This window comes from Sorangium sp. So ce1014 (assembly GCF_051521505.1).
In the GTDB taxonomy this organism is placed as follows: domain Bacteria; phylum Myxococcota_A; class Polyangia; order Polyangiales; family Polyangiaceae; genus Sorangium.
On the sequence record NZ_CP150356.1, the window covers coordinates 10,395,339 to 10,419,541 of the forward strand.

General features: G+C 73.6%; 19 protein-coding genes. 11 read left to right on the plus strand and 8 right to left on the minus strand.

Translation table 11 applies throughout. The features are described from left to right. The first annotated feature begins 173 nt into the window (after positions 1-173). The 8 genes from WME75_RS39460 to WME75_RS39495 all read left to right on the plus strand — a co-directional run bounded on the left by WME75_RS39460 (position 174) and on the right by WME75_RS39495 (position 9,963). Positions 174-1,661, plus strand: coding sequence for a UDP-N-acetylmuramate--L-alanine ligase (locus WME75_RS39460; protein WP_437481768.1), 1,488 nt, complete (start codon positions 174-176; stop codon positions 1,659-1,661). Next, positions 1,658-2,536, plus strand: a complete 879-nt coding sequence (locus WME75_RS39465; protein ID WP_437481769.1) for an inositol monophosphatase family protein — start codon at positions 1,658-1,660, stop codon at positions 2,534-2,536. The genes WME75_RS39460 and WME75_RS39465 overlap by 4 nt, the downstream gene beginning before the upstream one ends. A gap of 616 nt (positions 2,537-3,152) precedes the next feature. After that, entirely contained in the window at positions 3,153-3,995 is an 843-nt protein-coding gene (locus tag WME75_RS39470) for a hypothetical protein (protein ID WP_437481770.1), read from the plus strand. Between the two features lie 3 nt (positions 3,996-3,998). Further along, positions 3,999-5,762 (plus strand): MXAN_5187 family protein, encoded by a 1,764-nt coding sequence (locus WME75_RS39475; protein WP_437481771.1) that lies wholly within the window; start codon positions 3,999-4,001, stop codon positions 5,760-5,762. Between the two features lie 32 nt (positions 5,763-5,794). Further along, on the plus strand, positions 5,795-7,348 hold the full coding sequence (locus WME75_RS39480) for an OmpP1/FadL family transporter (RefSeq protein ID WP_437481772.1): 1,554 nt from the start codon (positions 5,795-5,797) through the stop codon (positions 7,346-7,348). Positions 7,349-7,469: 121 nt separating this feature from the next. After that, positions 7,470-8,429 carry a thioredoxin-disulfide reductase gene (gene trxB / locus WME75_RS39485; protein ID WP_437481773.1) on the plus strand — a complete coding sequence of 320 codons (960 nt, stop codon included), beginning with the start codon at positions 7,470-7,472 and terminating at the stop codon, positions 8,427-8,429. Between the two features lie 9 nt (positions 8,430-8,438). Beyond that, entirely contained in the window at positions 8,439-9,476 is a 1,038-nt protein-coding gene (locus tag WME75_RS39490) for a uracil-DNA glycosylase family protein (RefSeq protein ID WP_437481774.1), read from the plus strand. A 1-nt stretch (position 9,477) separates the two neighbouring features. Then, positions 9,478-9,963 carry a DUF2085 domain-containing protein gene (locus WME75_RS39495; protein WP_437481775.1) on the plus strand — a complete coding sequence of 162 codons (486 nt, stop codon included), beginning with the start codon at positions 9,478-9,480 and terminating at the stop codon, positions 9,961-9,963. A gap of 30 nt (positions 9,964-9,993) precedes the next feature. Here WME75_RS39495 and WME75_RS39500 read toward each other — a convergent pair whose 3' ends face one another. Further along, positions 9,994-11,289, minus strand: coding sequence for a tetratricopeptide repeat protein (locus tag WME75_RS39500; RefSeq protein WP_437481776.1), 1,296 nt, complete (start codon positions 11,287-11,289; stop codon positions 9,994-9,996). 413 nt (positions 11,290-11,702) lie between these two features. Further along, a complete protein-coding gene (locus tag WME75_RS39505; RefSeq protein ID WP_437481777.1) occupies positions 11,703-12,479 on the minus strand; it encodes a biopolymer transporter ExbD in 777 nt (258 codons plus the stop codon). A gap of 62 nt (positions 12,480-12,541) precedes the next feature. On the opposite strand from WME75_RS39505, the gene WME75_RS39510 reads away from it, so the two are divergent. The 3 genes from WME75_RS39510 (at position 12,542) to WME75_RS39520 (ending at position 16,884) form a co-directional block, all read left to right on the plus strand. After that, on the plus strand, positions 12,542-14,167 hold the full coding sequence (locus WME75_RS39510) for an AMP-binding protein (RefSeq protein WP_437481778.1): 1,626 nt from the start codon (positions 12,542-12,544) through the stop codon (positions 14,165-14,167). A 44-nt stretch (positions 14,168-14,211) separates the two neighbouring features. Then, entirely contained in the window at positions 14,212-14,829 is a 618-nt protein-coding gene (locus WME75_RS39515) for a hypothetical protein (RefSeq protein WP_437481779.1), read from the plus strand. A gap of 174 nt (positions 14,830-15,003) precedes the next feature. Next, on the plus strand, positions 15,004-16,884 hold the full coding sequence (locus tag WME75_RS39520) for a hypothetical protein (protein ID WP_437481780.1): 1,881 nt from the start codon (positions 15,004-15,006) through the stop codon (positions 16,882-16,884). Between the two features lie 103 nt (positions 16,885-16,987). On the opposite strand, the gene WME75_RS39525 is transcribed toward WME75_RS39520, so the two are convergent. The 6 genes from WME75_RS39525 to WME75_RS39550 form a co-directional block, all read right to left on the minus strand. Continuing rightward, positions 16,988-18,337, minus strand: a complete 1,350-nt coding sequence (locus WME75_RS39525) for a hypothetical protein (RefSeq protein ID WP_437481781.1) — start codon at positions 18,335-18,337, stop codon at positions 16,988-16,990. Then, entirely contained in the window at positions 18,337-18,870 is a 534-nt protein-coding gene (locus tag WME75_RS39530; protein WP_437481782.1) for a hypothetical protein, read from the minus strand. Before WME75_RS39530 ends, WME75_RS39525 begins: the two co-directional genes overlap by 1 nt. After that, entirely contained in the window at positions 18,870-19,469 is a 600-nt protein-coding gene (locus tag WME75_RS39535; RefSeq protein WP_437481783.1) for an RNA polymerase sigma factor, read from the minus strand. Before WME75_RS39535 ends, WME75_RS39530 begins: the two co-directional genes overlap by 1 nt. 325 nt (positions 19,470-19,794) lie before the next feature. Then, positions 19,795-20,715, minus strand: a complete 921-nt coding sequence (locus tag WME75_RS39540) for an alpha/beta fold hydrolase (protein ID WP_437481784.1) — start codon at positions 20,713-20,715, stop codon at positions 19,795-19,797. Positions 20,716-20,794: 79 nt separating this feature from the next. Further along, positions 20,795-22,420, minus strand: coding sequence for a multiheme c-type cytochrome (locus WME75_RS39545; protein WP_437481785.1), 1,626 nt, complete (start codon positions 22,418-22,420; stop codon positions 20,795-20,797). A gap of 119 nt (positions 22,421-22,539) precedes the next feature. Then, positions 22,540-24,012, minus strand: a complete 1,473-nt coding sequence (locus tag WME75_RS39550) for an MlaD family protein (RefSeq protein WP_437481786.1) — start codon at positions 24,010-24,012, stop codon at positions 22,540-22,542. Positions 24,013-24,203: the final 191 nt, after the last annotated feature.

The following is a 24,203-nucleotide window of genomic DNA, read 5'->3' on the forward strand; positions in this document are numbered from 1 at the left end:
CTGGAGGCGGCTCCGGACTCATGACCTGCGAGCACGCCGGGCCGCGCAGAGTCGATGTTTGATGACGCGGAGGCCCTGTGCGGATGTGCGGACACGGCGGGGACCGCGGCCTGGCGAGCTCTCGCGCGGGAGCCCCCTTGCCCTCCGAGGGCGCTCGGGCACACTGCGCCGCGATGCACGTCCACTTCGTCGCCGTCGCGGGCACCGGCATGGGTGCGCTGGCGGGGCTCTTCCGGGCCGCGGGGCACGAGGTCTCGGGGTCCGACGTCTCCTTTTACCCGCCCATGGGGCCGGCCCTCGAGCGGTGGGGCATCCGGCTCATGACCGGGTTCGACCCCGCGCACCTCGACCCTCGGCCCGATCTCGTCGTGATCGGCAACGTCTGCCGCCCGACGAACCCCGAGGCGCGCGCCGCGATCGACGGAGGCCTGCGGGTGACCACGATGGCGCACGCGCTCGCGGACGCCATGCTCACCGGCCGCTCGCCGCTCGTCGTGGCCGGCACGCACGGCAAGACGACGACAAGCTCGATGTGCGCGTGGCTCCTGCACGAGGCCGGCAGGGACCCCGGCTTCCTCATCGGCGGCCTGCCGAAGAACTTCGAGGCGAGCTTCCGGCTGCCCCGGAGCGCCGCCTCGGCGAGCGACCGCCGCGGCCTGCCGCTCCTCAACGAGGCGGGCGCCGATCGCCGCAGGACGCCGTTCGTCGTCGAAGGCGACGAGTACGACACCGCCTTCTTCGAGAAGACGCCGAAGTTCTGGCACTACCGACCCGAGGTCGGCATCGTCACGTCGGTGGAGCACGATCACGTCGACATCTACCCCGACGCCGCGTCGTACGAGGCGGCGTTCCGCGGGTTCGTCGAGCGGATCCCGGAGACGGGGCTCCTCGTGGCGGCCGCGCACGATCCGCGCGTCGTCGAGGTGGTGTCGCGGTCGGCGCGCGCAGAGGTCGCCTGGTTCGCGCTCGAGGGCGACGACACGCACGGGAAGCCGCCGCACTGGCTCGCCGCGCCCGCGGAGGCCGGCGCCGACGGCCAGTCGTTCGATCTGTACGCCGGCGGCGTCATGGCGGGGCGCGTCGCCCTGAAGATGCCGGGGCACCACAACGTGCGCAACGCCGTCGCCGCGATCGCGGCCGCGGCGCAGGGCTTCGGCGCGCCGCTCTCGACCGTGACCGCGGCGCTCGCCAGCTTCGAGGGCGTGCGGCGCCGGCAGGACCTCCTGTTCGAGGCGCGCGGGGTCCGCGTCTACGACGACTTCGCGCACCACCCGACCGCCGTGGACGAGACGCTCCGCGCGCTCCGGTCCCGGCACCCGGGAGGCGCGCTGTGGGCGGTGTTCGAGCCGCGCAGCGCGACCGCGTGCCGCGCCCTCCACCAGGAGCCCTACGCGCGCGCCTTCGGCGCGGCCGATCGCGTCGTTCTCGCGCCGCTCGGGCGGCCGGACATCGCCGCGGGCGAGCGGCTCGACCTCGACCGGCTGGTGCGCGACCTGGAGCAGGCGGGCAGGCGCGCAGAGACGGCGGGCTCGGTGGACGAGATCGTCGCCGCGATCGCGCGCGACGCGCAGGAGGGTGACACGGTCGCGCTCCTGTCCAACGGGGCGTTCGGCGGCATCTACGACAAGCTCCGCGGCGCGCTGTCGGCGAGGTCGCGATGAGCGGGCGCGGGCCAGCGGAGCTGCTCGAGCTCTCCGGGATCGCGCTGCGCGTCGCCGAGGAGGCAGCGGCGCTCGTGCAGGCCGGGTTCCGCGCGGGCGCGGGCGGCCTGCGCGTGGCGGAGAAGGCGCCGCGCGATCTCGTGACCCAGTTCGACCAGGCGAGCGAGGACCTGCTCGTCGCGCGGCTCGGCGCGCTCACGCCGGGCATCGCCGTCGTCGGCGAGGAGCAGAGCGCCGCGCGCGCCACGGAGCCGCGCGGCGGGCTCGTCTGGTACGTCGATCCGCTCGACGGCACGACGAACTTCGTCCACGGTCACCCGTTCTGGTGCGTCTCCGTCGGCCTGATGGAGGACGACACGCCCGTCGCCGGCGCCGTCGTCGCGCCCGTGCTCGGGATCCGCTGGACGGGCTTCCGGTCGCGCGAGCCGCAGCCGCGCGGCGCCGCGCCGGAGCGGCCCGCGACCGCCGGAGAGGCGCGCCGCAACGGCGAGCGTTGCACGGTCAGCGCCACGGCGTCGCTGGAGCACGCGATGGTGGCGACCGGCTTCCCGCCGGTGCGCGACCGGGCTCCGGACAACAACTTCGACGCCTTCATGACCGTCAAGCGCAACGCTCAGGCCGTGCGGCGCTGCGGCAGCGCGGCGATCGATCTCTGCATGGTCGCCGACGGGACCTACGACGCCTACTGGGAGCGCCGGCTCCACGCCTGGGACGTCGCCGCCGGGAGCGCGATCGTGCGCGGTGCGGGCGGCGTGATCACCGCGCTCGCCGGCGGCCCGCCGGACTACCACGCAGGCGACATCATGGCGTCGAACGGCCTCGTCCACGATCCCATCGTTGCCCTCTTGTCGCATCCCGGCCCGCCGACCCGCTAGGCGGCTCGACGGCCGGCTCAGGGCCAGCCGCAACGCGCGTCGGGCGCTCGCGCACGAGCGGCGTGAACACGAGGGGGCTACAGGCGCAGCAAGCGCAGCAAGCGCAACAAGCACGACAAGCGCAACAACAAACGAAACAAACGACAGCGACGCTCGCGAAGCGAGAAACGCAAAATGTCGGCGCCGTGCGGAGGAGCGGTTGACTGAGCCGCCCAGGGAACTATCCTATGGTCGTTCCCTCTGCCGACTTCGTGAGGCGTTGGACGATTGAATCCCGAGTAAGCGAGAACCAGGGAGCCAACAACGATACCGTGGTGAGCTAGGCCCGGAACCATTCACCGGGAAGCCTGAAGCGGTACTTAGGCTCCCACCTAGCAGCGATGCTAGGGGTTCATGTCCTTCTGCCCACGTCCTCGGCGGTACGGAACATCTCTCCCCTGCGGGCCGCCCACGCGGCCCGCAGTTTTTTTGTGCGCGCGACACGCGCTGTGCCCTCGACAGGGGTCCAGCGGTCGCCGCACCGCGGCGTCGCCGGGGGGGCGCGGCGCCGGCGTGCGGACCACGGCCCGGCTTTTGTTTCCGTTCTCATCCCCCTTCCGGTAGCTTCGGGCCCGCGATGGACACGAGATCCCCTCGATCTGCAGGAGCGCAGCACGACGAGCAGCGCCCGCTCGCCGGCGCAGCACGGTTTGGGTCGTCGAGCCACCGCGGGCGCAACACCCCCGGCCGCTCGCGCTTCGTGCGGCGTCTTGCCCTGACGCTCGCGATCCTCACGGTGCCCGGGGCGGCCCTGGCTGCGGTGACGATCAAGGGCAGGACCACGGGCATGCCCAAGCTCCTGAACCCGGTCTGGAACGAGGCCAAGGACCCGAAGGCGAACCGGTACACCTTCCGCGAGCCCTCCCCGACCGTCCGCGCGGATGTCCGGGCGCTCGTCGGCTACGTCCCGAAGGAGCTGTGCGTCGTCGCGCTCGGCGAGAAGGGCGAGCCGCAGCAGACGCCGCGAACGGTCGTCATCTCGGGCGGCCGCACCACGCCCGTGACCGTCGTCGTCGCCCCGGGACAGCGGATCCAGTTCGAGAACCACGATCCGTTCCCGCACAAGATCCACGACGTCGGCAACAAGGCGCTCCCGCCGATCGAGATCGCCGCCGCAAAGACCCGCGCCTGGACGCCGCCGGGGCCAGGCAAGTACGAGATCCGCGATCAGCTCGCCCCGAGCGTCCGGTCGTGGATCGTCGTCGAGCCGAAGGCCGTGGCGAGCGCCTACCCGGATCGTCAGGGGAACTTCGCCATCGAGGTCGAGGCCGGCACGTACACGCTGCAGGGCTACTTCAACGGCGAGCCGGTCGGAAAGACCGTCGAGGCCGTCGTGAAGCCCGGGCCGGAGCAGCAGCTCCTCAGGGAGCCGGTCGTCGTGGGCGAGGCCGGTGGACCGAGCGCGGAGGCAGGAAAGTAGACCATGCTGCTGTCGCGTTTCTGGTACGGGGTGCTCGCACTCGCGCTCGGCGCCGCGGTCTTCGTCCTCTTCGTCGCCGCCCAGCTCTACAACCGCTCGAGCCACCGCGCGATGAGCGAGTCGCTCAGCGCCGACTCCAGCGCCGTCGAGTGGTTCCTCAACGACGACGCCCGGAAGCGATCGAGCGCGCTCATCCGCGTCGCGCTGACCCCGGCCCTGCGGACGGCGCTCGCCAAGTCGTCGGCCGAGGCCAAGCCGGGCGCCGACCTGCGCGAGAAGGCCCGCGCCGCGCTGCGCAGCGCGGTCGCCGAGGTGCCGCCGGAGCTCAAGTTCGATCACGTGTGGGCCGTCGACGCGGCCGGCCGGGTGGTCGCGTCGGTGGACTTCGAGCACCGTGAGGACTGGGAGCTCGGCGGCTACCCGGTCGTCGCCGACGCCCTCCACGGCTGGATCCGCGACGACGCCTGGGTCTGGAAGGGCCGCATCCTGCGCGTCGTGGCGCGCCCCGTCGAGCAGGACGTCAACGGTGAGCCGGTCGGGGCCGTGATCGGCGCCAAGATCATCGACGACACCTTCGCCCGCGCGGTCACGAAGCGCACCGGCACCGCCGTCGGCTTCTACGCCGAGGGGGCGCGCGTCGCCTCCGGCGCGCCCGAGGGGTTCGACAAGGCGAACCTCGACCAGATCACGCAGGATCTGAAGCTGCTCGACGACAACAAGGACTACGTCGAGAAGGGGCGCTCCGAGGTCCGCGTCATCGGCAAGCACCTCGGCGTGGTGTACGCGCGGCTGCCCGGCGAGGCGTGGGAGCTCGGCGCCGGCTACGCGGTCGGCCGCCTCGCGGCGTCGGTCGACTCGCCGCTCAACTTCCTCGACAAGGCGAACAACGACGACAAGAGCCAGGTGCCCACGGCGCTGATCCTGGCGGGCATCCTCGCCCTGGCCGCGATCGGGCTTGTGTTCTCGTTCCTGGAGCACACGCGGCCGCTCCATGTCTTCCGCAACGAGGCGACGCGCTTCGCCAAGGGCGAGGTCGACGTGCTGGCGCCGAGCCGGTTCCGCGGCGCCTACCGGAAGATCGCGGCCGACATCAACGACGGCGTCGAGAAGGTGGCCGCGAAGGGCGGCGCGCCCAGGAAGGCCGCCGACCTCGAGCAGGTGCTCGGCCCGATCCCGGCGCAGCCGGCGATGAGCGCGTTCTCGGTGCCGCTCGGCCCCGGCGAGCCGCGCCCCGATTCGCGCCCGTCGTACCCGAAGCCCATGGTGAGCCCCCGCGGCCCGACGCGGCGGCCCGGCTCGCACCCGCTCAGCGGCCCGCCGCCGGCCCGCGAGGCCGAGGAGCAGGTCGAGGCGATCGAGGAGATCTCGGACGCGAACATCGCGCTCCCCTCCCATGGCCCCCCGGGCGCTCCGGGGCGCCCGCCGCCGCGGCGCCCGCCGCCGCCGCCGCCGCCCAGGGCGCCGGCCGCGCCCGCCCTGGCGACCACGCTCCCCGAGGCGACGAGCGCGCCGGAAGCGCCGGCCGCGCGGCAGGACAGCGCGGGAGATCCGGACGAGCTCACCGAATGGAACGCCGTCTACGAGGAGTTCCTGTCGGTCAAGCAGCAGTGCGGGGAGCCCACGAACGCCCTCACCTTCGACAAGTTCAAGGGGACGCTGCAGCGCAACAAGGACGCGCTCGTGGCGCGCCACAACTGCTCGCGCGTGCGCTTCACGGTCTACGTGAAGGACGGCAAGGCGGCGCTCAAGGCGTCGCCGGTGAAGTAGCCGCGGGGATCGCCGCGCGGAGACGGAGGCCCATGAAACGAGGAGCCGCGGGCGCCGCGTTCGCTGCGATGGTGGCCGCCGGCGCGGCGCGCGCGTCGTCGGGGCTCGACTCGCCGGACATCGGGGTGCTCCAGCTCGGTCGCGGCGGCGCCTGGGTCGCGCGGGCCGACGATCCGCTCGCGGCCTACTTCAACCCGGCGGGGCTCGCCGCGCAGAGGAGCAGCGCGCACGGCGGCGTCCACTTCATCCAGCTCGCGCAGTGCTTCACGCGCCTCGGCCCCGATGGACAGCCCGTCCCGCCGAGCTACACGACGGCGATCCCGGCGCCCGGCAGCGAGGGCGGCCCCGACCCCGAGGTGTGCGCCGAGGGCGGCCTGTTCCCGAACCCACAGCTCGCCGCGACCCTCCGCGTGAGCGACGCGCTCGCCGTCGGCGTCGCGGTGCTCGGCCCGCACGGCGTCGGTGAGCGGTCCTGGCCCGAGTCGCTCCCGTACACGCACCCGAGCTTCGGCGAGATGACGCAGCCGTCGCCCCAGCGGTACCTGCTCACGTCGCTCGACGCCCTGATGCTGATGCCGACGCTCTCGGTCGGCTTCACCCCCGCGGAGGGGGTCTCGATCGGCGCCGGCTTCATCTGGGGCATGGCGGTCCTCGATTTCGTCAACTTCGCCGAGGCGACCTCGGCCCCAGGCGGCGACGACTTCAACGCGCGCGGCGATCTGCGCACGCGCGCGAAGGCGGACGATCTCTTCATCCCGGGCTTCGTCCTCGGCGCGCGCTGGGCGGCGACGGCGCACCTCGACCTGGGCGCGTGGTTCAAGTGGCAGGACGCGGTGCGCGCGGAGACCGACCTCACCATCGAGTCCCGCTACTGGACGCCCGCCGGGGTCAAGAACGCGGACCCCTGCAGGGGCGAGCCGCCGGGGTGCAACGTCACCGAGGAGCGGAGCGCGGGCTCTCTCACGATGCCGATCCCCATGGAGGCGAAGCTCGGCCTCCGGTACCACAGGCCGCGCGCCGGCGCCCCGCGGGCCGCGCGGTCCTCCGCCGCCGAGCCCCGCGTCCGCGACCCGATGGTCGACGACCTGTTCGATGTGGAGCTCGACTTCACCTGGGCCAACAACAGCGCGGTCGATGCGATCGAGGTCCGGTTCCGCGAGGGCATCCCGGTGCGCGGCACGGTCGTGGGCACCGTGCCGCCCAACGCCGACGTCCCGCACCGCTGGCGCGACGTCTTGGGAGTCCGGCTCGGCGGCGATTTCGTCGTGCTCCCCGATCTGCTCGCGCTGAGGGCCGGCGGCTTCTTCGAGACGAAGGGGCAGGAGGACGCCGATCTGAACCTCGATTTCCACCTCGGCTATCGGGTCGGCGTCGGGGCCGGCGTGACCACGCGCGTCGGCCCGGTCGACATTTCGGCGGCGTTTCAGCACACGTTCTTCGGCCCGCTGGACAACGGCGGGAAGGGGCGCCTCAAGGCCGTATCCGGCGCTGTCCCGAGCGGCTACCGCAGCATCCAGAGCGTGAACGGCGGCCGCTTCGAGAGCAGCCTGGACGAGTTCGGTCTGAGCGGAACCATGCGCTTCTGAGCGGGCGGCCGCTCGGCGCGGAGGCGGCAGAACGCGCGGCGCTGGAGCGCGGCGCTGGAGCGCGGCGGAGCGCCGGGGCGGTCGACGCGGAAGGCGGTCGCGCCTATAAGATGGCTCCACCATGAGCGAATCGAACGTCCGTAACCTGGTCATCATCGGCTCCGGTCCTGCCGGGCTCACCGCCGCCATCTACGCGGCGCGCGCCAACCTGAAGCCGCTCCTCATCGAGGGCTTCAGCGCCGGCGGCCTGATCCCGGGGGGCCAGCTCATGTTCACGACCGATGTCGAGAACTACCCCGGCTTTCCCGAGAAGATCACCGGCCAGGAGCTGATGCAGCGCTTTCGCGACCAGGCCGCGCATCAGGGCACGGAGATCGTGACGGCGGACGTGACCCGGGTCGAGCTCACGGGCCACCCGTTCAAGGTGTGGGTGGATGACACGCTCTACCTGACGAAATCGGTGGTGATCGCGACGGGCGCGCGCGCCAACTACCTCGGCCTCGAGAGCGAAGAGAAGCTCAAGAACAAGGGCGTCAGCGCCTGCGCGGTCTGCGACGGCGCGCTCTTCCGCGGCCAGGACGTCGTGGTCGTCGGCGGCGGCGACACGGCGATGGAGGAGGCCTCCTACCTGTCCGGGCTCTGCAGCAGCGTCACGCTCGTGCACCGCCGCGACGAGTTCCGGGCGTCGAAGGCGATGATCCAGCGCGTGACCGACAACCCGAAGATCAAGATCCTCTACAGCCACGTCGTGGAGGAGGTGCTCGACGTGAAGGCCGACATGGTGACGGGCGTCCGCGTCAAGAGCACGAAGACGGGCGACAGCCACCTCGTGCCCGCGGCGGCCATGTTCGTCGCGATCGGCCACACGCCGATGACGGATCTCTTCGTGGGGCAGCTCGAGACGCACCCGAACGGCTACCTGAAGACGGTGCCGGGCTCGACGCGCACGAACATCCCCGGCGTCTTCGCCGCGGGCGACGTGCAGGACTGGAACTACCGCCAGGCCGTGACGGCCGCCGGCACGGGCTGCATGGCCGCGCTCGACGCGGAGCGCTGGCTCGCGCAGCAGGGCGGCCACTGAGGGACGGCGATGGTTGAAGCGCTGCGCGAAGAGCTCGCCGACCTGACCGCCTCGGTCCGGGCGTTCCTGGAATGGCACGCTGCGACCGGCGCGGACGGGCTGCCGGGCCATCCTTCAGCGCTCCACGAGGCGCTGGGCGCGTCGTCTCCGGACGGCGGTCCGCCGGCCCCTCGCCGCGCGGAGCGGGGTTTCGCCGGGCTGGATGCGCCTTCACCGCCGGCATCGCGCGGGGGCAGCGACGCGGCCTTCGCGCCGCCGGCGCAGCGCAGCGACGCCGGCGGCGCCTCCCCGCCGCAGCCGGAGCGGCGCTCTGCCGCCGCCTCCCCGCCGCAGCCGGAGCAGCGCTCCGCCGAGGCCCAGGCGGCGCGGCCTCCGGTGCAGGCGCAGCGGAGTCCCGAGCCGTCCCCCCGCCCTGCCGTGAGCGCCGCCTCGGCGCCGCGCGCGACCGCAGCGCAGCCGGTCACGCCGGAGGAGCGCGTGACGCGGCTCGCGCTCCTCGCGGAAGAGGTCCGCACCTGTCAGAAATGTCCGCTCCACGAGGGCCGCACCCACGCGGTGTTCTCGCGCGGCAGCCCGCTCTCCGAGATCGTGTTCGTCGGCGAGGGGCCCGGGGCGGAAGAGGACCTGCAGGGGGAGCCGTTCGTCGGCCCGGCCGGGCAGCTGCTCGACAAGATGATCGCGGCGATGGGGTACCCGCGCGACGGGGTCTACATCTGCAACATCGTGAAGTGCCGGCCGCCGCAGAACCGCAAGCCCGAGCCGGCCGAGATGGCGACCTGCAGCCCCTACCTCGCGTCTCAGCTCGCGCTGATCAAGCCGAAGGTGATCGTGGCGCTCGGCGCCACCGCGGTGCAGGGGCTGATCGGCACGACCGAGGGGATCACGAAGCTCCGCGGGACATGGAAGCTCTACAAGGGCACGATCCCGATCATGCCCACGTTCCATCCGGCCTACCTGCTGCGCCAGCCGAGCGCGAAGCGAGAGGTCTGGAGCGACCTGAAAGAGGTGATGCGCCACCTCGGCAAGAGCGCGCCCGACCGAGGCTGACGTGACCGCGTGCGCCTCCGGGCGCGAGACTCCGGCGGCGCATCCGGCCGAGCCGTCATCGCGGCTCTCGGCCGTGCGCTGCGCGCTGGCGCTCCTCGGCGTCCTGCCCTGGTGCATCGCCCTGGCGCGGAGCCACCTGCCGCTCGGAGAGCTCGGCGTCGCGCTCGATCGCCTCTTCGTGCCGATATGCCACCGCATGCCCGGGCGGTCCCTCGCGCTCGAGGGCGTCGTGATGCCGCTCTGCAGCCGCTGCGCTGGCATCTTCGCCGGCGTCGCGGCGGGCGCCGCGATCGCGCGGCCTCGCCTGGCGATGGCGACGTGGCGCCCGATCCTCATCGGCCTCAGCGCGTTGATGGTGCTCGACGTGGCGACCCAGGATCTCGGGTTGCGCCCGGTCTGGCATGCCACCCGCCTCGCCACAGGCCTGGCCTTCGGCTACGCCGTGGCCGCGGCGTTCCTCACGCGGCTCGCTCGCCGCCCTGGCTGAACGCAGCTCGCCTGGCGCCCCGACCGAGCGCTATTTGCGGCCACCCATGGCCCTGCATTCGTGCACGGGGCCCTTCGTGGCATGGCGAACACACTCGCTGTACGCCGCGACGCCATCCTTCCACTTGCCCGTGTCCTGGAGCGCCGAGCCCAGGTAGAGATAGGGCAGCGCGTCGGTCGGATCGGCCGCGATGGCCGCGCGAGACGCCTCGATCGCGTCCTTGTACCTGCCGCGGTTGAGGAAGCTCAGCGCTTCCTTCTTCAGCTTGCCTGCGTCCTCAGGGCTGCCCGCGGGCGCTGCGGTCTTCGCGGCCTCGGCTGCCGCGGCCGCCTCGGCCTCGGCCTTCTCCGCGGCTGCCTTCTCCGCCTCGGCCTTCTCCGCGGCTGCCTTCTCCGCCTCGGCCTTCTCCGCGGCTGCCTTCTCCGCCTCCGCGGTCGCCTTGTGCGGATCGGGAGCGGCCTCCGCCCCCTTTGCCGCGGCCTCCGTCCGCGCCGGCTCGGTCTGCGCAGGCGCCTTCTCCCGTGCGGGAGCAGGATTGCCTGTCACGGCCAAGAGCTTCGCCTCCATGTGCGCCGGCTTCGAAGCAGGCGCTGTCATCGCGACCGGCGCAGGCGAGGACGGCTTGCCCGAGAGCACCGACTTGGCGACCACCGCGACGGAGATCACCCCAGCGAGCCCCGCGACCGCCGCGACGATCCGGCGAAGGCGCGCCCGGCGGGCGAGGGTCTCGGGCGACAGCTGATGCACCACCACGAGGCGCTCGTCAGCGTGCTCGTCGGGATGGCTGGCCACCTCGGTGAGCGGCGGGAACGACTCCTCCTCGCGCCGGAAGAACGCCGCCGTCGGCGAGGAAGGGTCCATCAGATCGAGCGCGTCCGAGTCGGGCGGCGGCTCGTCGGGTGAGGACGCCGAGCCTGCCGGCGGCTCGGAGGCGCCGGCTCGTTCAGACGCGGTCGACGGGTCGGAATCCAGCGCCTTGAGAGGCGCCGCGTCGCTCGTGCTGCGTGAAGCGGCCGACGGCGCGGCGGGCGCCTCGGAGATCCTCGAAACAGCGGGCGCCTCTTCAGCCAACCGAGCAGCGGGCGCCGGCGCCACCGACGGGGCAGCGGGCGCCGGCGCCACCGACGGGGCAGCGGGCGCCGGCGCCACCGACGGGGCAGCGAGCGCCTCGACGGCCGGTGGCGCAGCGGTCGCACCGACCTCGGCTGCCGGCGCAGGAGCAGCGGAGAGCGCCTCCACCGCCCCGGCGCCGACGTCCTGGCCGCTCGCCACCGGCTGCGCCGCATCCTGGGTCGCGAACGCCGGCCCCTCAGGCGCCGCCGACATGCGGGGCTGAGAAGCCCGGGGACGGAGGCTGCGGCCCCTGTTCGCGCGGGCCGATGCAAGAAGTCGCTTCGACATGTCCGAACCATCCTCCCGTGATCGTCACGCCCCCGATGGCGCAGGGGACCGGCGACTCGCCCTATTCATGATCCAGGCCGGCCCCAACGGCGAGCGCCCGCCCGCGGTTTCCGTGCGCTCGCAGCACCACCCCGTGTGCCGGATCGTGCCGCGCTGCCCTGCCCTGCCCCGCCATGCCCGCGCGCGACGAGACCCCAGGGAGCCTCTCCCCACAAGAAATTGACAGTCTTCTCTCGACGGCGCGCGCCGGGCGCCGGGCGCACCGGACGTTCCTTCCGGCGGGCGCGCCCCTGAGGGTGAGGCGATCCAGGGTGACGGAGCCCCCGGCGCCGCGCACGTCAGCCTCCACCAAGCTGCACCGGCCGCCCCGCGACCGGGGCAGCGCGGAGCAGGACGAGCGTGTCGAGCTTCTTCTTGGCGTCGGAGCCGATGATCGTGCCCGCCAGGTTGTGCGCCATCTCCCAGGACACACCGTCATCCGCCGAGAAGAAGGCCACCGTCGCGCTGCACGCGGCGATGTCCTTCGTGAGCTGCTCGCCGGTGTGCGACAGATCCGGGCCGGCGAGCCCCTTCCGCTGGCGCTTGCCCGTGCCGCCGCCGAACGGCCAGATCGCCGTCGCGAGGTCCTTCAGCACCATCGCGCTGACGGCGCAGGCGGGGGGCTTCGACACGCGCCCCTCCGGCACCACCGTGATCTCCTTCGGGAGGTCGTCGCGGCCGTCGGTCTTGATGATGACCTTCGGCGCGCCGGCCGCGCCGAGCTCCGTCACGACGGCGGCGACCGCGCTCGGCTTCGCCTTCTTGTCGGCCAGCAACGTGACGGGCTTGCCGTCGATCGGCAGCGCGCGGACCACCTTCGCGAGCTTCTCGGCCCCGTCCTTCTGCGCCAGATCCACGCGCTGGCCGAGGTAGGGGCCCATGGAATCGACGAGCAGCTCGGGCATGCCCCTCGGCTTCGGCGGCTCGGCGGGCGCCTCGACGACCGGGGCCGTCGTGGCGGCGGCGCCGGGCTCGGACGGCTTCGGCGCGCTCTCGCACGCCGCCGCGGCCAGGATCAAGCCGGCGACGGCCGCGAGGCGGGGCAAGGCGCCGGAACGGAGGCAGGAGGCTCGCATGGCGCAGCAGTGTAACCAACCGGCCTGGCTCCGCGCACCTCCGCTGTGCGAGAGTTCGCGCGATGGCTTCACCGCTCGTCGAACGGCTGGCTCAGCTCGGATCGTCCGCTCGAATCGCCGTCGAGGACGACCGGGGGCCGACGACCTTCGCGGCGCTCACGGAGCGAGCCCTCCGCGTGCGCGGCGCGCTGCTCGCCGACAGCGGACGGCGCGGCGTGGACGGGCGCGCGAGCCCGAGCTCCCTCGCCTCCCTGGACGGGGAGCGGATCCTGCTCCTCGTGCCGCCGGGCGCGGCGTGGATCTCGGCGTTCCTCGGCGTCATCCTCGCCGGCGGGATCGCGCTGCCGCTGTCGCCCCTCTATCCGCCGGCAGAGCTCGAGTGGCTCGCGAGCGACGCCGGCGTGCGGCGGATCATCGCCGGAGACGAGCTCGCCGCCGTGGTCGCCCCGATCGCGCAGGGCCGCGCCGTGCTCCGCGTGGAGGACCTCGAGCGCGCCGCCCCGGGGCCGGAGGGGGCGATCTCGGACATCGCCGCCGACGATCCGGCGCTCCTGCTCTACACGAGCGGCACGACCGGCAAGCCGAAGGGGGCGCTCCTCACGCACCGCAACCTGGCCACGCAGGCAGAGCTCCTGCGCGCGGCCTGGGGCTTCTCCGAGCACGACGTGCTGCTGCACGCGCTGCCGCTGCACCACCTCCACGGCGTCGCCATCGCGCTCACGACGTCGCTGCTCGCGGGCAGCGCGACGAGGATGCTGCCGCGCTTCGACGCCCAGCGCGTCGCCGCCGAGATCGCGCGCCGCTCCGCCACGGCGTTCATGGCGGTGCCGACCATGTACCAGCGGCTGCTCGGGCAGCTCGACCGCGGCGACGCGCCCGGCTTCGCCGCGGGGGCGCGGGCCCTCCGGCTGGCGACGAGCGGCTCCGCGGCGCTGCCGGTGACGCTGGCCGAGCGCTGGCGCGACCTCACCGGCACGATCCCGCTCGAGCGCTTCGGGATGACCGAGATCGGCGTCGGCATGAGCAACCCGCTCGATCCGGGCGGCCGGCGGGCTGGCTGGGTCGGCTCTCCGCTGCCGACCGTCGAGGCCCGCATCACGGACGACGCGGGCTTCGCGTCGGAAGGGGCGCCGGGCGTGGCGTCGGGCGAGGCGGTGGCGCAACGCGGCGACGCCTCGGTCGCGCGGGGCGAGCTCTGGATCCGGGGGCCGAGCGTCTTCAAGGGCTATCTCGGGCGCGAGGACGCCACCGCCGCGGCCTTCCAGGACGGCTGGTTCCGCACGGGCGACGTCGCGGAGCGCTCCGGCGACGGGTGCTTCCGCCTCCTCGGGCGGACCTCGGTCGATATCCTCAAGAGCGGCGGGTACAAGCTGTCCGCCCTCGAGATCGAGGAGGCGCTGCGCGAGCACGGCGCGATCGCCGAGGTCGCGGTGATCGGCGTCCCGGACGAAGCGTGGGGCGAGCGCGTCGTGGCGGTCGTCGTCGCCGCGCCGGGGCGAGAGGCGGAGTGCGCGACAGGACCGCTCCGCGCCTGGGCGAAGGAGCGGCTCGCGCCCTACAAGGTGCCGCGCGAGTCGATCGTCGTACCGAGCCTGCCGCGCAACGCGATGGGCAAGGTCGTCAAACCGGAGATCGCGAGGGCGATCGCGGCGGGCATGCCCGGCGGAAGGGCCCCGAGCGCGCGGTAGACGTCGCTTGACCGAGGCGCTCCGCTCCGGCCTACTCGGCCCCGATGCAGCCTGCCACCCCCATGGGCCCCGTCGCGTACGGCGGCCTCGCGGTTCAACCTTTCGCGCACCCCACCTACACCATCAAGCGGCCCTTCTGGTCGCTGCTCGGCCGCAAGTTTCACGTCTATGCGCCCGATGGCTCCCTCGTGTGCTTCGTCAAGCACCCGCTGCTCAAGCTGCGCCAGGAGTTCACCCTCTTCGCCGATGAGTCGGAGTCGCAGCCGCTGCTCACGATCCGATCGCGGCAGGTCATCGCCCTCAACCGGTGTCTGGACGTCCTCGACGCGCGCACCGGCGAGCGGGTCGGGACCCTCCGCTCGCGCGGCCTCAAGTCGCTCCTCCGCGACACCTGGGACATCCTCGACCCCTCGGATCAGCCGGTCGGGCTGATGCAGGAGGACGGCGCCGCGCTGCTCCGCCGCATGTTCCCGCTCCTCACCGGCAAGTGGCATATCGAGCTCCACCAGCAGGAGGTCGCGAAGGTGACCCAGGTGTTCCGGTTCTTCGTCAAGGAGTTCACGCTCGACCTGTCGATGAACCAGGGGAGGGTCGACGCCCGGTTCGCCATCGCCTGCGCCCTGCTCGCGCTCATGGCCGAGACAGCGCGCGAGTCCGGCTGAGCCCGCGCCCCCGCGGGCGTCCCCCGGCGGCCTCCGCCCGCCCGATCGCCGAAACTTGGCCCCTTTCGGCGAGTTCTGCGAGGTTGCCGCGCGATGCGCCTCGATCCTGTCTCCCGCCTCGATGCCGCCTCCGAGGAGGGCCGACCGCCGTCCCTCCCTGTGCCTCCGTCCGGCATGACCCGCTTTGCCCCGAGCGGGCAGGGCGCCGACTCCGAGCGTGAGCTCAGGGCGCGGCGCTTCCTCTGGGTGAGCGCCCCGACGGCGCCGGACGGGCAGCTCCGCGCGGCGCTCGACGAGGCCGTCGAGCTCGCGCTGGCGATGCGCGGCGCGCTGCCGCCGCGGGTCCAGGCAGGCGAGCCGATCGAGGCGGTGATCGCCGACCAGATCTTCCGGGCGAGGGCGCTCGGCGCCGCGGGGCTCGCCGTCGCCCTGCCGCGGCTCGCGGGCGGCGCGCGGGGCGCGCTCCCTCCGGAGGACAGCGCGACGCTCCTCGCCTGGCTCGGCGCGACGCGCGAGGCGCCTGTCGCCCTCGTCTTCGACGAGGACGACAGGTCCGCGCAGGTGCTCGCGCCGGTGCCCCTCGCGGACCTCGTCGCGAGGAACGCGCTCGAAGGGCCCGGCGCCATTTCCCACCTGCGCCCGCAGGCGCGCAGCCTCGCGGCGCGCGAGCCGGAGCGCAGCCTCGCGGCGCGCGAGCCGGAGCGCAGCCTCGCGGCGCGCGAGCCGGAGCGCCCCGTCGGGCCGGCGCAGCCGGGCGCCGCAGCGCTCGCCCAGGACGAGGCGCTCCCGGCCGAGCCGGCAGCAGCGCCCGGAGCGCCGGCGCCGCCCTCCACCGCCGAGGGGCGGACGGAGGCGAGGCCGCGCGGCGTGCTGCCCCCCCGCTCGTCGAGGATCCGCCGCCCGGACGCACCGGCGGCCGTCTTCTCCCCCGGGAGAGCCCCAGGCGCCGCACCGGCGCAGAGGGCGGGCTCGCCGCCCGCCGCGAACGAGACGCTCGCGATGGCCCTGGCCAGCGCCGATCCGGGCGCGCCGGCCGCCGATCCGGGCGCGCCGGCCGAGGAGCGCGGCGCGGCAACGACGCTCAGGCCGCCGCGCGCCCCGCACGACGTCGCGCCGAGCGCGCACGCCGCGCCGATCCTTGACGCCGTCCAGGCGGACGCCGACGCGATGCCGCCGGCGCGGACGGAGCGGAAGGCGCCGCGCAACCGGGTCCTCAGCGCGGCCGAGTGGCGAACGCTCGCCGTCGAGCTCGACAACGCCCGCGGCCCGAAGCCGGTCCGGGTCATCGAGCAGCTGTTCGCCACCCACTACACGCCGCTGCTCGGCGCGACGCTCGCGGGCGAGACGGACGCGGCCGTGCGCGGCGTGGTCGACAGCTGGAGGACCAGCTTCGAGCACAGCTACCGGGAGGCGTTCTCGGCGCTGCGCGTGACCGGCAAGCGGCCGCCCATGGTGTTCGATGCGCCGGACATCGCCGCCCGCATCGGCCGGCTCAACGGGGCGCGCGGGGTGAAGCTCCTGCTCGTGGACGCGATGCGCTTCGACCTCGGCGAGCGCGTCGCCGCCCACCTGAAGGAGATCTTGATGGATCGGGCCATCCTTGTGGAGCGCTCGCTGCTCTGGGCGGCGCTGCCGCCCACGACGACGGCGCAGATGTCGCTGCTCGCCCGCGGGCCGGACGGGCTCCGCGAGACGATGCCCCCGACCGAGGCGGAGCCCGCCATCGCCCGCGGGCGCGCCGTGGCGACGCTGCGGCGCGAGCGGGTCGGGTCGCGCGAGCTGATGAAGCTCGACCTCGTGGAGGCGCGCCTGCGCGCCGCGGGGCCGCCGTTCGCCGAGCGGATCGAGGCCATCGCGGAGGAGGTCGCCGACGTCGTCGCGCGGTTCATGGCCAGCCTGCCGCCGCGGACCCTGCTGCTCGTGTTCGGCGACCACGGGTTCCGCATGACGTCCATGGGAGACGGCAGCGCGACCGGCCCGGCGTCGCAGGGCGGAGGCTCACCGGAAGAGGTGCTCGTCCCGGCGCAGGCGTGGCTCGTCGGCGGCGTGCACTGAGCGACCGCGGCTTCAGGCCGATCCGTGCCGGCGCTGGCCGGCGCGCCGCGCGGGCCCGTCAAGCGGCCGGCGCCCCGCGCGGGCCCGTCGCCGCGCGGGCCCGTCAAGGCGACGTGCGGTAGGGGCCTCCCGTCCCCTCGCTCCGCGCCTTCGGGCGGAGGAGCCCCGTGAGCCGGGTCGCCACGAGCGCCCCGGCGCCGATCAGCGCGACGGCCGCGCAGAGCGCGCCGCCGATGTACGGGATCGCGCTGACGATCAGCAGGCCGAGGCAGCCGATCGCGAGGTGAACGTAGGGGTTCTTGGTCCGGTGACCGAAGAGCCCGGCCCCCGCCGTCTCGAGCACGGCGCAGCCGCCCGCGACCACGGCGACGACGGCGAGCAGCAGGCCGAGCACCGCGAACGGCACGCCGATCAGCGTGACGCAGAGGGCGACGGCGATCGCGAGGGCGCCGAGGACGCCCACCACGCCGAGCGCGAACGAGCGCATGGGCCGGGCGGCGATCTCGACCTTGAGCATCTCCATGCGCCTCGGCCAGAGCGCCAGCATCACCGCGCCGAACGCGAACAGGAACGCCGTGCGCGTCACCGCGTTGCCGGCCCTGCGCGCGAGCGTGGACGCCCCCTGCGCGCTCGCGCCGTCGCCTGCCGCGGGGCTCAGGTCGTTGTTCACATCGCCCCGGATGCGCGCGCGCTCGCCCCGGTGGAGCGGGCCGCCCACGACGTCGACGTCGCCGTCGATGCGGGCTCCGTCGGCCACGGTGAGGGGGCCGCCCACCGTCGACACGTCGCCGCGCACGCGCGCGCCCTCGTGGAGGTGCGTGGAGCCGCCCATCACGTCGATGTCGCCGGTGACGGTGCCCCACACGTCGAGCGAGCCGCCGATCACCGACACGTCGTTGACCACCTCGCCCTTCTCGACCCGGAGGCTGCCCCCGGTCACGAACCGATCCCGGCCGCGCGAGGAGGGCGGCGCGTCCTCCGCGTCCTCGTCCTCCGCGTCCTCGTCCTCCGCGTCGCCGGGCGACGCCGAGGGCGCGAGCGCCGCCGGGGGCCCGGGCGCGGGCGTCTCCGGCGCCAGCGTCGGCTGCGGCGTCGCCGGGGCCGGGGCGATCGCGATCAGGTCGCCGTCGCGGGTCGCGACGTAGCTCCCGTCGGCGAGCAGGAGCTCCAGCACCCGGTCCGCCGGCTGGTCCTTCACGTGGAGATCGACGGCGTTGCCGGGCGGCACGTCGAGCACGAGGCTCCACCCGGCCGCCTGGGCGACGCGCTTCAGCGCTTCGCTGCGCGGCTCGTTGCTCAGCTCGACGCTCACCTTCGGCTCGACGTCTGGCCAGGACCCCTTGCGGAGGATCTCCGCCGTGGCCGCGCCGCCTGTCGAGACCCCCAGCGCGGCGCCCAGCGCAGCGGCGCCGAGGCGCGAGGAGGAAAAGAGACGAGTCGAGACGATGCGCATCACATCCCTCCGTTCAGCGAGAGCTGGTTTCCCCTGGTCCACGCGACACCGACCCCCACGATCAGGAGCAGCGCCGCCGAGAGCCACGGCAGCGCCGTGAGCCACCCGGACAGGGCCCCGCTCCCCGCGAAGGCGCAGCCGATGCTCACCACCACCGAGCAGGCGTGCCAGAGCCCCGCCCAGCCCTCCCGCAGGCCGCCCGCGCCGGCCACGAGCGACGGCGCCGCGCCGAGCGCCGAGATCGCCAGGGCGAAGGCGAGCGCGGGGACCGGCAGCGGGGCGCGCGCCGCGGCGGGCTCCCTCGCGCCGCCGGGCGCCGCCTGGGCGCGCAGCAGCTCCCCCGCGCGGAGCGACAGGAGCGCCGCCTGGCCGAGCTCCGCGGAGCAGCACTGGCAGCGAGCGACATGCGCGAGCGCGCCCTCGGGCAGGATGGCCTCCTCGCCGTCGCCGAGCGCGGTGAGCGCTATCTCGGTCAGATGGCCGTCGGCTTGCCACACGAGGTCCGGCGCGAGCTTGTCGTCGTTCTGCATCATCACTCCCCGAGCGCCTCGGCCAGGCAGCGCCTGCCTCGCGCGATCCACGTGGCCACCGTCCCGAGCGGGATGTCGAGCCGGCGCGATATCTGCTGGTAGTTGAGCCCTTCCACATGGAAGGCCAGGAGCGCGCGGCGCTGGGGCTCGGCGAGCTTCTCCAGGGCCAGCTCGATCCGGCAGGCGCGCTCGGCCTGCGCGGCGCGCTCCTCCGGCCCGGGCGCCGGATCCGCCACCGAATCGAGGAGCTCGCCTTGCTCCTCGGCGCTCGCCTCCGGGAGCGCCTCGACGCGCCGCGTGCGGCGGCGGCGGCGCAGCACGTCCAGCGCCACGTGACGCGCGATCCCGAGCACCCAGGGGCGCAGCGGCTCGCCGTCGCGGAGGCGGCTGCGCCCCTCGAGGGCCCGGGCGAGCGCCTCGTGGGTGCAATCCTCGACGTCGGGGTGGTCGGCCCGCTCACCGAGCACGCAGGCGATCGCCGCGCGCACCACCGGCCGCAGGGCGGCGGTCTCGTCGAGAGACGCCCCCACCGTCACAAGCGACGCCGCGGGCAGCCCGTCGGACGCTCGGGGAGACGGCGGCGTGGTGGTGGCTGGAATCATGCTGGCCCCAGACAATTCGCGCGGACCCTCCCCAAAATTTCACGGGCGGATCGAGAATGCGCCAGCAGCATCGAGGTGGCCGAGGGCCGCCGCGGCCGGGGCGAGCGCCTTCTTCGTTCCTGGACGGCCTCCCTCGGTTCCTGGACGGCCTCCCTCGGTTCCTGGACGGCGCCCCTCGGTTCCTGGACGGCCTCCCTCGGTTCCTGGACGGCGCCCCTCGGTTCCTGGACGGCCTCCCTCGGTTCCTGGACGGCGCCCCTCGGTTCCTGGACGGCCTCCCTCGGTTCCTGGACAGCCACGGCTGTGTCATGGCGCCGCACGAGGGCTACGGGGAGGGGACTGCTGCTCCGGGCGCGAGGAACGCGATGAGCTCGGGAAGCACGAGCGCCGGGTCCTCCAGGTGCGGCGCGTGGCCGAGCGGCACGATGCGCAGCGTGGCGCGGGGGATCGCGGCGGCCGCGGCGATGCCGAGCGGCGCCGGGAACACGTCGTCGCGCTCGCCCCAGAGCACAAGCGTCTCCGCGTCGATCTCGCCGAGCCGCGCGAGGCGATGGGGCACGGGGCCGACGGCGGGGAACAGCGCGTTGAACGCGGCGACGGGCGCGACCCGGCCGTCGGGCACGGCGTAGAGCTCGCCGTGCAGGGCCGCGAGGCGCTCGCCGAGCGGCGTGGGCCGCGGCGGGCGGATGCGGCGGAAGAGCGCGGCGCCGAGCACCCGCGCGAGGCGCTCCGGCGGGGCGCGGAAGTAGGCGCGGCTCCGGGCGGTCATGACCGGCCCGACCCCCATCGCGCCGAGGAGCGCGAGCTTCCGCGGACGCACGCGCCTGCGGAGCGCGAGCTCCGCCGCGACGAGCGCGCCGAGCGAGTGACCGACGAGCGCGGCGTCGCCGAGACCCAGCTCGAGGAGGAGCTCCTCGACCGGATCGACGAAGAAGCGGAGGCCCTCCTCGAAGCCGCCGCCCTCGAACGGGGGCGACGAGGCGTGGCCGAACCCCGGCAGATCCACGGCGACGACGCGGTGGCGCCGCGCGAGCTCGGGGAGCAGCGGGAACCACGTTGTCGCGGCGTTCCCGCGGCCGTGCAGGAGGACCACCGGCGAGCCGCGGCCGCCCTCCAGGTAGCGGAGCGCCGAGCTCAGCGCAGCGCGGCGGTGCACCGCGAACGGCGGCTCGCCCGCGGCGAGCTCCGCGAGGATCGCGCTCTCGGCCGGGCCCAGGCGGGAGACGACGGCGTGGACATTCGTCACGGGCGCTCCCCGTAGCGCGATCGATACGGCGCGGAAATGCTGCAGCCCGCAGGGCGCACCGGCGCGCGCCGCCCCTGCGTCAGTACCGGCTGTGCCCGGGCCCGAGGATGAGCTGCATCTTGGACATGGGCTCGAACCCCTCGACGTGCGGCGGGTGGTGACACTGCGTGACGCAGCTCTCGGGCGCGGGCGAGAGCACGATGAGCCCCTTCGTCTCGGGGTCCTTCGCGTGCAGCGAGCCCGGGCCGTGACACTCCTCGCACTGCACGTTCTGCAGGGAGGCGTTGTGCGTCACCGTGGAGCCGCCCGGCTTGCCGTAGCCGGTCACGTGGCAGCTCACGCAGTCGAGGTTGTACTCCTTGAAATCCTGCTGGAGCGTCGCGTAGGCCCGCGCGTGCGCGGTGCCGTCGAAGACCTTGCGCTCCTCCTCGTGGCAGTTCGTGCAGGCGTCGATGCCGATGTAGCTGGCCTGGCCCTTCGCCGGAGGCTCGGGGACGCGATCCGCGAAGGCCTCCTTGTTGTGAGCGTTGACCCGCTTGTAATAGGCGAGCAGCTGCCCGGCGACCTCCTTGTCGGCGCCGAGCTTCTCGCGCACCTCGACCGAGCTGTAGCGGAAGAAGCTGCCGGTCACCTTCGTCTCCGCCGCCTCGAGCTTCGCCTTCTCGGCCCGGAGCTTCTCCAGATCGGCCTTCCGATCGGCGACGTCCTTCTCGGCGACCGTCTTGCTGCCCTCCCAGCCGTTGAGGCGGATCTCGAGCTCCCGGATCCGCGCCGACAGGCTGATGAGCTCCTCGGCCTTCGCGACGCCGCCCGCGTCGGCGAACACGAGCGGGCCGTCACCCTCGCCGCGAACGAAGAGATCCACGACCGCCACCGACTGGAGGTGGTTCGGCGTCTCCACGACCAGCGTCGTTCCGATGAGCACCGGCGGCTTCGGGCCGTCGTTCATGTCCCCGCGCTCGCTGGGCTTGCCCAGCACGAGCACGTGCAGCTCAGGCGCGTTGTCCGCGAGCCGCAGCGCCTCGCCCCGCGGCAAGGCCGCGAGCCCCACGAACACCGTCGCGCCCTGCTTCTTCGCCTCCTCGACGCCCGCCTTCACCGCGTCGATCGCCGGGCCGGCCTTGACGCCCTCGGGATAGACCCCGGTGCGGCCCTTCGGGTCGCTCACGCCGATGAGGCCCACCTTCACGCCGGAGACGTCGCGCACCACGACGCCCTGGACGCCCCCCGCGCCTTCGAGGTTCCTGGCGAGCAGGGCCGCCCCGGCCTGCGCCTTGTACTTCGCGAGCGCCTCGGCGCCGAGCGCCCAGTCGTTCTCGCCGGGCGCCCACGCCGCGAGCCCGATCTCCTTCGCCGCCAGCGCCATCGCCTCGGCCTTCCAGGCGTCCTGGGAGCGGCGCTCCGGCTTCACCTCGGGCTCCATGAAGAGCATCGGCCCCGCGCCGACCACGAGGCGATCCGGCGCCTCGTCGCGCTGGCTCTCGATCAGGGCGGCGAGGTGGTCGATGCCTCCGAGCTGGTCCTTCGTGCAGCCGCACGGCTCCAGCGCGCCGGCCACGGTGCTGAGCACGTAGAGCCGCACCGTCGGCCGGGTCGCGTCCGCATCGGCGCCCGCCTCCGCGCTCGCGGCGCCCGTCGCAGGGGGCTTGCACCCCTGGCAGGCCGCCACGCCGGCGGCCGCCGCGATCGCGAGGAAAGGAATCATGAGCGCGTATCCACGACGCACTCGGCGAAGAAGCGAGCGCTTCATGCCCGCGCTATAGCACACGGGCCCGGGCGCACCGGCGGAGGCCGCGCCGGACGCGCCGAACGTCGGCGACGCGCTCAGAAGCTCGTCGGCGCGAAGGGCAGGACCGTCTTCAGGTCGGCGTCGTTGAACCGGAGCTGCAGGCCGATGAAGTAATCGCGGCGATCGGTGTTCAGGATGTCGTCCATGCCGCCGAGCAGCCACAGCTTGCGGATGAACTCGTAGGCGAGCGCGACCCGCCAGCGCGGCGACAGCTCCTCGCCGAAGCCAAAGAGGTCCTGGCGGAGCTCGAACCGGTCGTCGAGCAGGTGGAGATCGAGGCCGAGGCCGCCCGTCGACTCCTTGATGCCGAACCGGCCCGTGAACGGGCCCATCCGCTTCGCGAACTGGAACGAGAAACGGAAGGCGTTCGTCGTGATCGTGCGGACTTCCCGGTAGTGCGCGGGGTCGTTCGGGTTGGTCGTGTCGACGTCGATCTGCTGGAAGTCCGTCTTGCCGCGCGGGTCGTTCACCAGCTCGACGACGTAGTACTTGTCCTCGGTCGGCTGGAGCCTGAGCTCGACATAGCTCTTGATGGTGTTGGCCAGGAAGTTGTAGTCGGTCCGCAGCCCGACGACGGTCTGGAACCGGCTGATCCCGCCGACGAGCTCGCCGACGTCCTGGACGACGGTCTCGACCTCGTTGATCAGCGTCTCGTCCTTGGTGAGGCGGCCGAGCGTCCCCTCCCCGCGGTCGACGCGCGCGGCGATGCTGTCCACGTGCTTCAGCGCCGACTCGAGGTTCTCGGTCGCGCGGCCCACCCGCTCCGCGGCGCTGCGGAGCTCGCCGGGCTTCCCGTCGCGGCCGGGCACCTCGGCCGCGGCCGTCATCGTGCGGATGTCGCGGCTCACCTGCTCGACGTTGCGCAGGATCTCGCGCAGGCGCGGGCCCGACTCGCCCGTGATCTGGTTGATGTTGTTGATCGTCTGCGTGACGCCCGCGCGGTTCTCGCGCACGGTCGCGTTCATCTGCTCGGTGATGTCCGCGAGGTTGTCGAGGATCTGCGCGAGCCGCTCCTGTCCGTTCTCGGAGCCGACGGTGTTCCTCAGGGTCTCGGTGACGGTCTTGACGTCCTTCAGGATCTCGGCGACCTGCCCCTGCATCGACTGGATCGTCGGCTCGTCGATGTAAAACAGGATCTTCCCCTCGTCGGGGATGCGCGGCTTGCCCTCGGTGCCGGGCGAGAGCACGACGAACGACTCGCCGATGAGGCTCGTGGCGCGCTTGCCGATGGCCGCGTCCTCGTAGAGCGGGACGTCGGGGCTCATCTTGATGTCGATGCGCGCCTGGCCGTTGTAGAGCGAGATCTTGTCGACGACGCCGACCTGGATGCCCGAGATCATCACCCGCGATTGCGGGGACACGCCGATGGCGTCCGGCAGCGTGGCCCAGACCCGGTAGCCGTTCCCGCCGCCCACATCGCGCGAGACGAAGCGGTACCCGCCGTAGGCTGCGCCTGCGAGCACGATCGTCATGACGCCGACCTTCGCGGCCTTGGAGACCTCAGCCATCCTGCGCGACGCCACGGTAGCACGAGCTGACCGCGAGACCGCGCGGCTTTCGTCTCGATCTCGCCATCGATGCGAGGAAGCGCGCATCGGGCAGGCGCGCGTCCGACAGGCGCGCGTCCGATAGACGCGCTGCGCGCGGAAGGCGCGGGGGCGCGCTGCGCGGCGGCAGGAAAGAGGCGCCGGGTCGGGAG

Excerpts from the sequence above, each read along its gene's own strand:
- WME75_RS39460 (WP_437481768.1), top strand. The coding sequence starts at position 174 with ATGCACGTCCACTTCGTCGCCGTCGCGGGCACCGGCATGGGTGCGCTG.
- WME75_RS39465 (WP_437481769.1), top strand. The coding sequence starts at position 1,658 with ATGAGCGGGCGCGGGCCAGCGGAGCTGCTCGAGCTCTCCGGGATCGCG.
- WME75_RS39470 (WP_437481770.1), top strand. The coding sequence starts at position 3,153 with ATGGACACGAGATCCCCTCGATCTGCAGGAGCGCAGCACGACGAGCAG.
- WME75_RS39475 (WP_437481771.1), top strand. The coding sequence starts at position 3,999 with ATGCTGCTGTCGCGTTTCTGGTACGGGGTGCTCGCACTCGCGCTCGGC.
- WME75_RS39480 (WP_437481772.1), top strand. The coding sequence starts at position 5,795 with ATGAAACGAGGAGCCGCGGGCGCCGCGTTCGCTGCGATGGTGGCCGCC.
- trxB (WP_437481773.1), top strand. The coding sequence starts at position 7,470 with ATGAGCGAATCGAACGTCCGTAACCTGGTCATCATCGGCTCCGGTCCT.
- WME75_RS39490 (WP_437481774.1), top strand. The coding sequence starts at position 8,439 with ATGGTTGAAGCGCTGCGCGAAGAGCTCGCCGACCTGACCGCCTCGGTC.
- WME75_RS39500 (WP_437481776.1), bottom strand. The coding sequence starts at position 11,289 with ATGTCGGCGGCGCCTGAGGGGCCGGCGTTCGCGACCCAGGATGCGGCG.
- WME75_RS39505 (WP_437481777.1), bottom strand. The coding sequence starts at position 12,479 with ATGCGAGCCTCCTGCCTCCGTTCCGGCGCCTTGCCCCGCCTCGCGGCC.
- WME75_RS39510 (WP_437481778.1), top strand. The coding sequence starts at position 12,542 with ATGGCTTCACCGCTCGTCGAACGGCTGGCTCAGCTCGGATCGTCCGCT.
- WME75_RS39515 (WP_437481779.1), top strand. The coding sequence starts at position 14,212 with ATGCAGCCTGCCACCCCCATGGGCCCCGTCGCGTACGGCGGCCTCGCG.
- WME75_RS39520 (WP_437481780.1), top strand. The coding sequence starts at position 15,004 with ATGACCCGCTTTGCCCCGAGCGGGCAGGGCGCCGACTCCGAGCGTGAG.
- WME75_RS39525 (WP_437481781.1), bottom strand. The coding sequence starts at position 18,337 with ATGCGCATCGTCTCGACTCGTCTCTTTTCCTCCTCGCGCCTCGGCGCC.
- WME75_RS39530 (WP_437481782.1), bottom strand. The coding sequence starts at position 18,870 with ATGATGCAGAACGACGACAAGCTCGCGCCGGACCTCGTGTGGCAAGCC.
- WME75_RS39535 (WP_437481783.1), bottom strand. The coding sequence starts at position 19,469 with ATGATTCCAGCCACCACCACGCCGCCGTCTCCCCGAGCGTCCGACGGG.
- WME75_RS39545 (WP_437481785.1), bottom strand. The coding sequence starts at position 22,420 with ATGATTCCTTTCCTCGCGATCGCGGCGGCCGCCGGCGTGGCGGCCTGC.
- WME75_RS39550 (WP_437481786.1), bottom strand. The coding sequence starts at position 24,012 with ATGGCTGAGGTCTCCAAGGCCGCGAAGGTCGGCGTCATGACGATCGTG.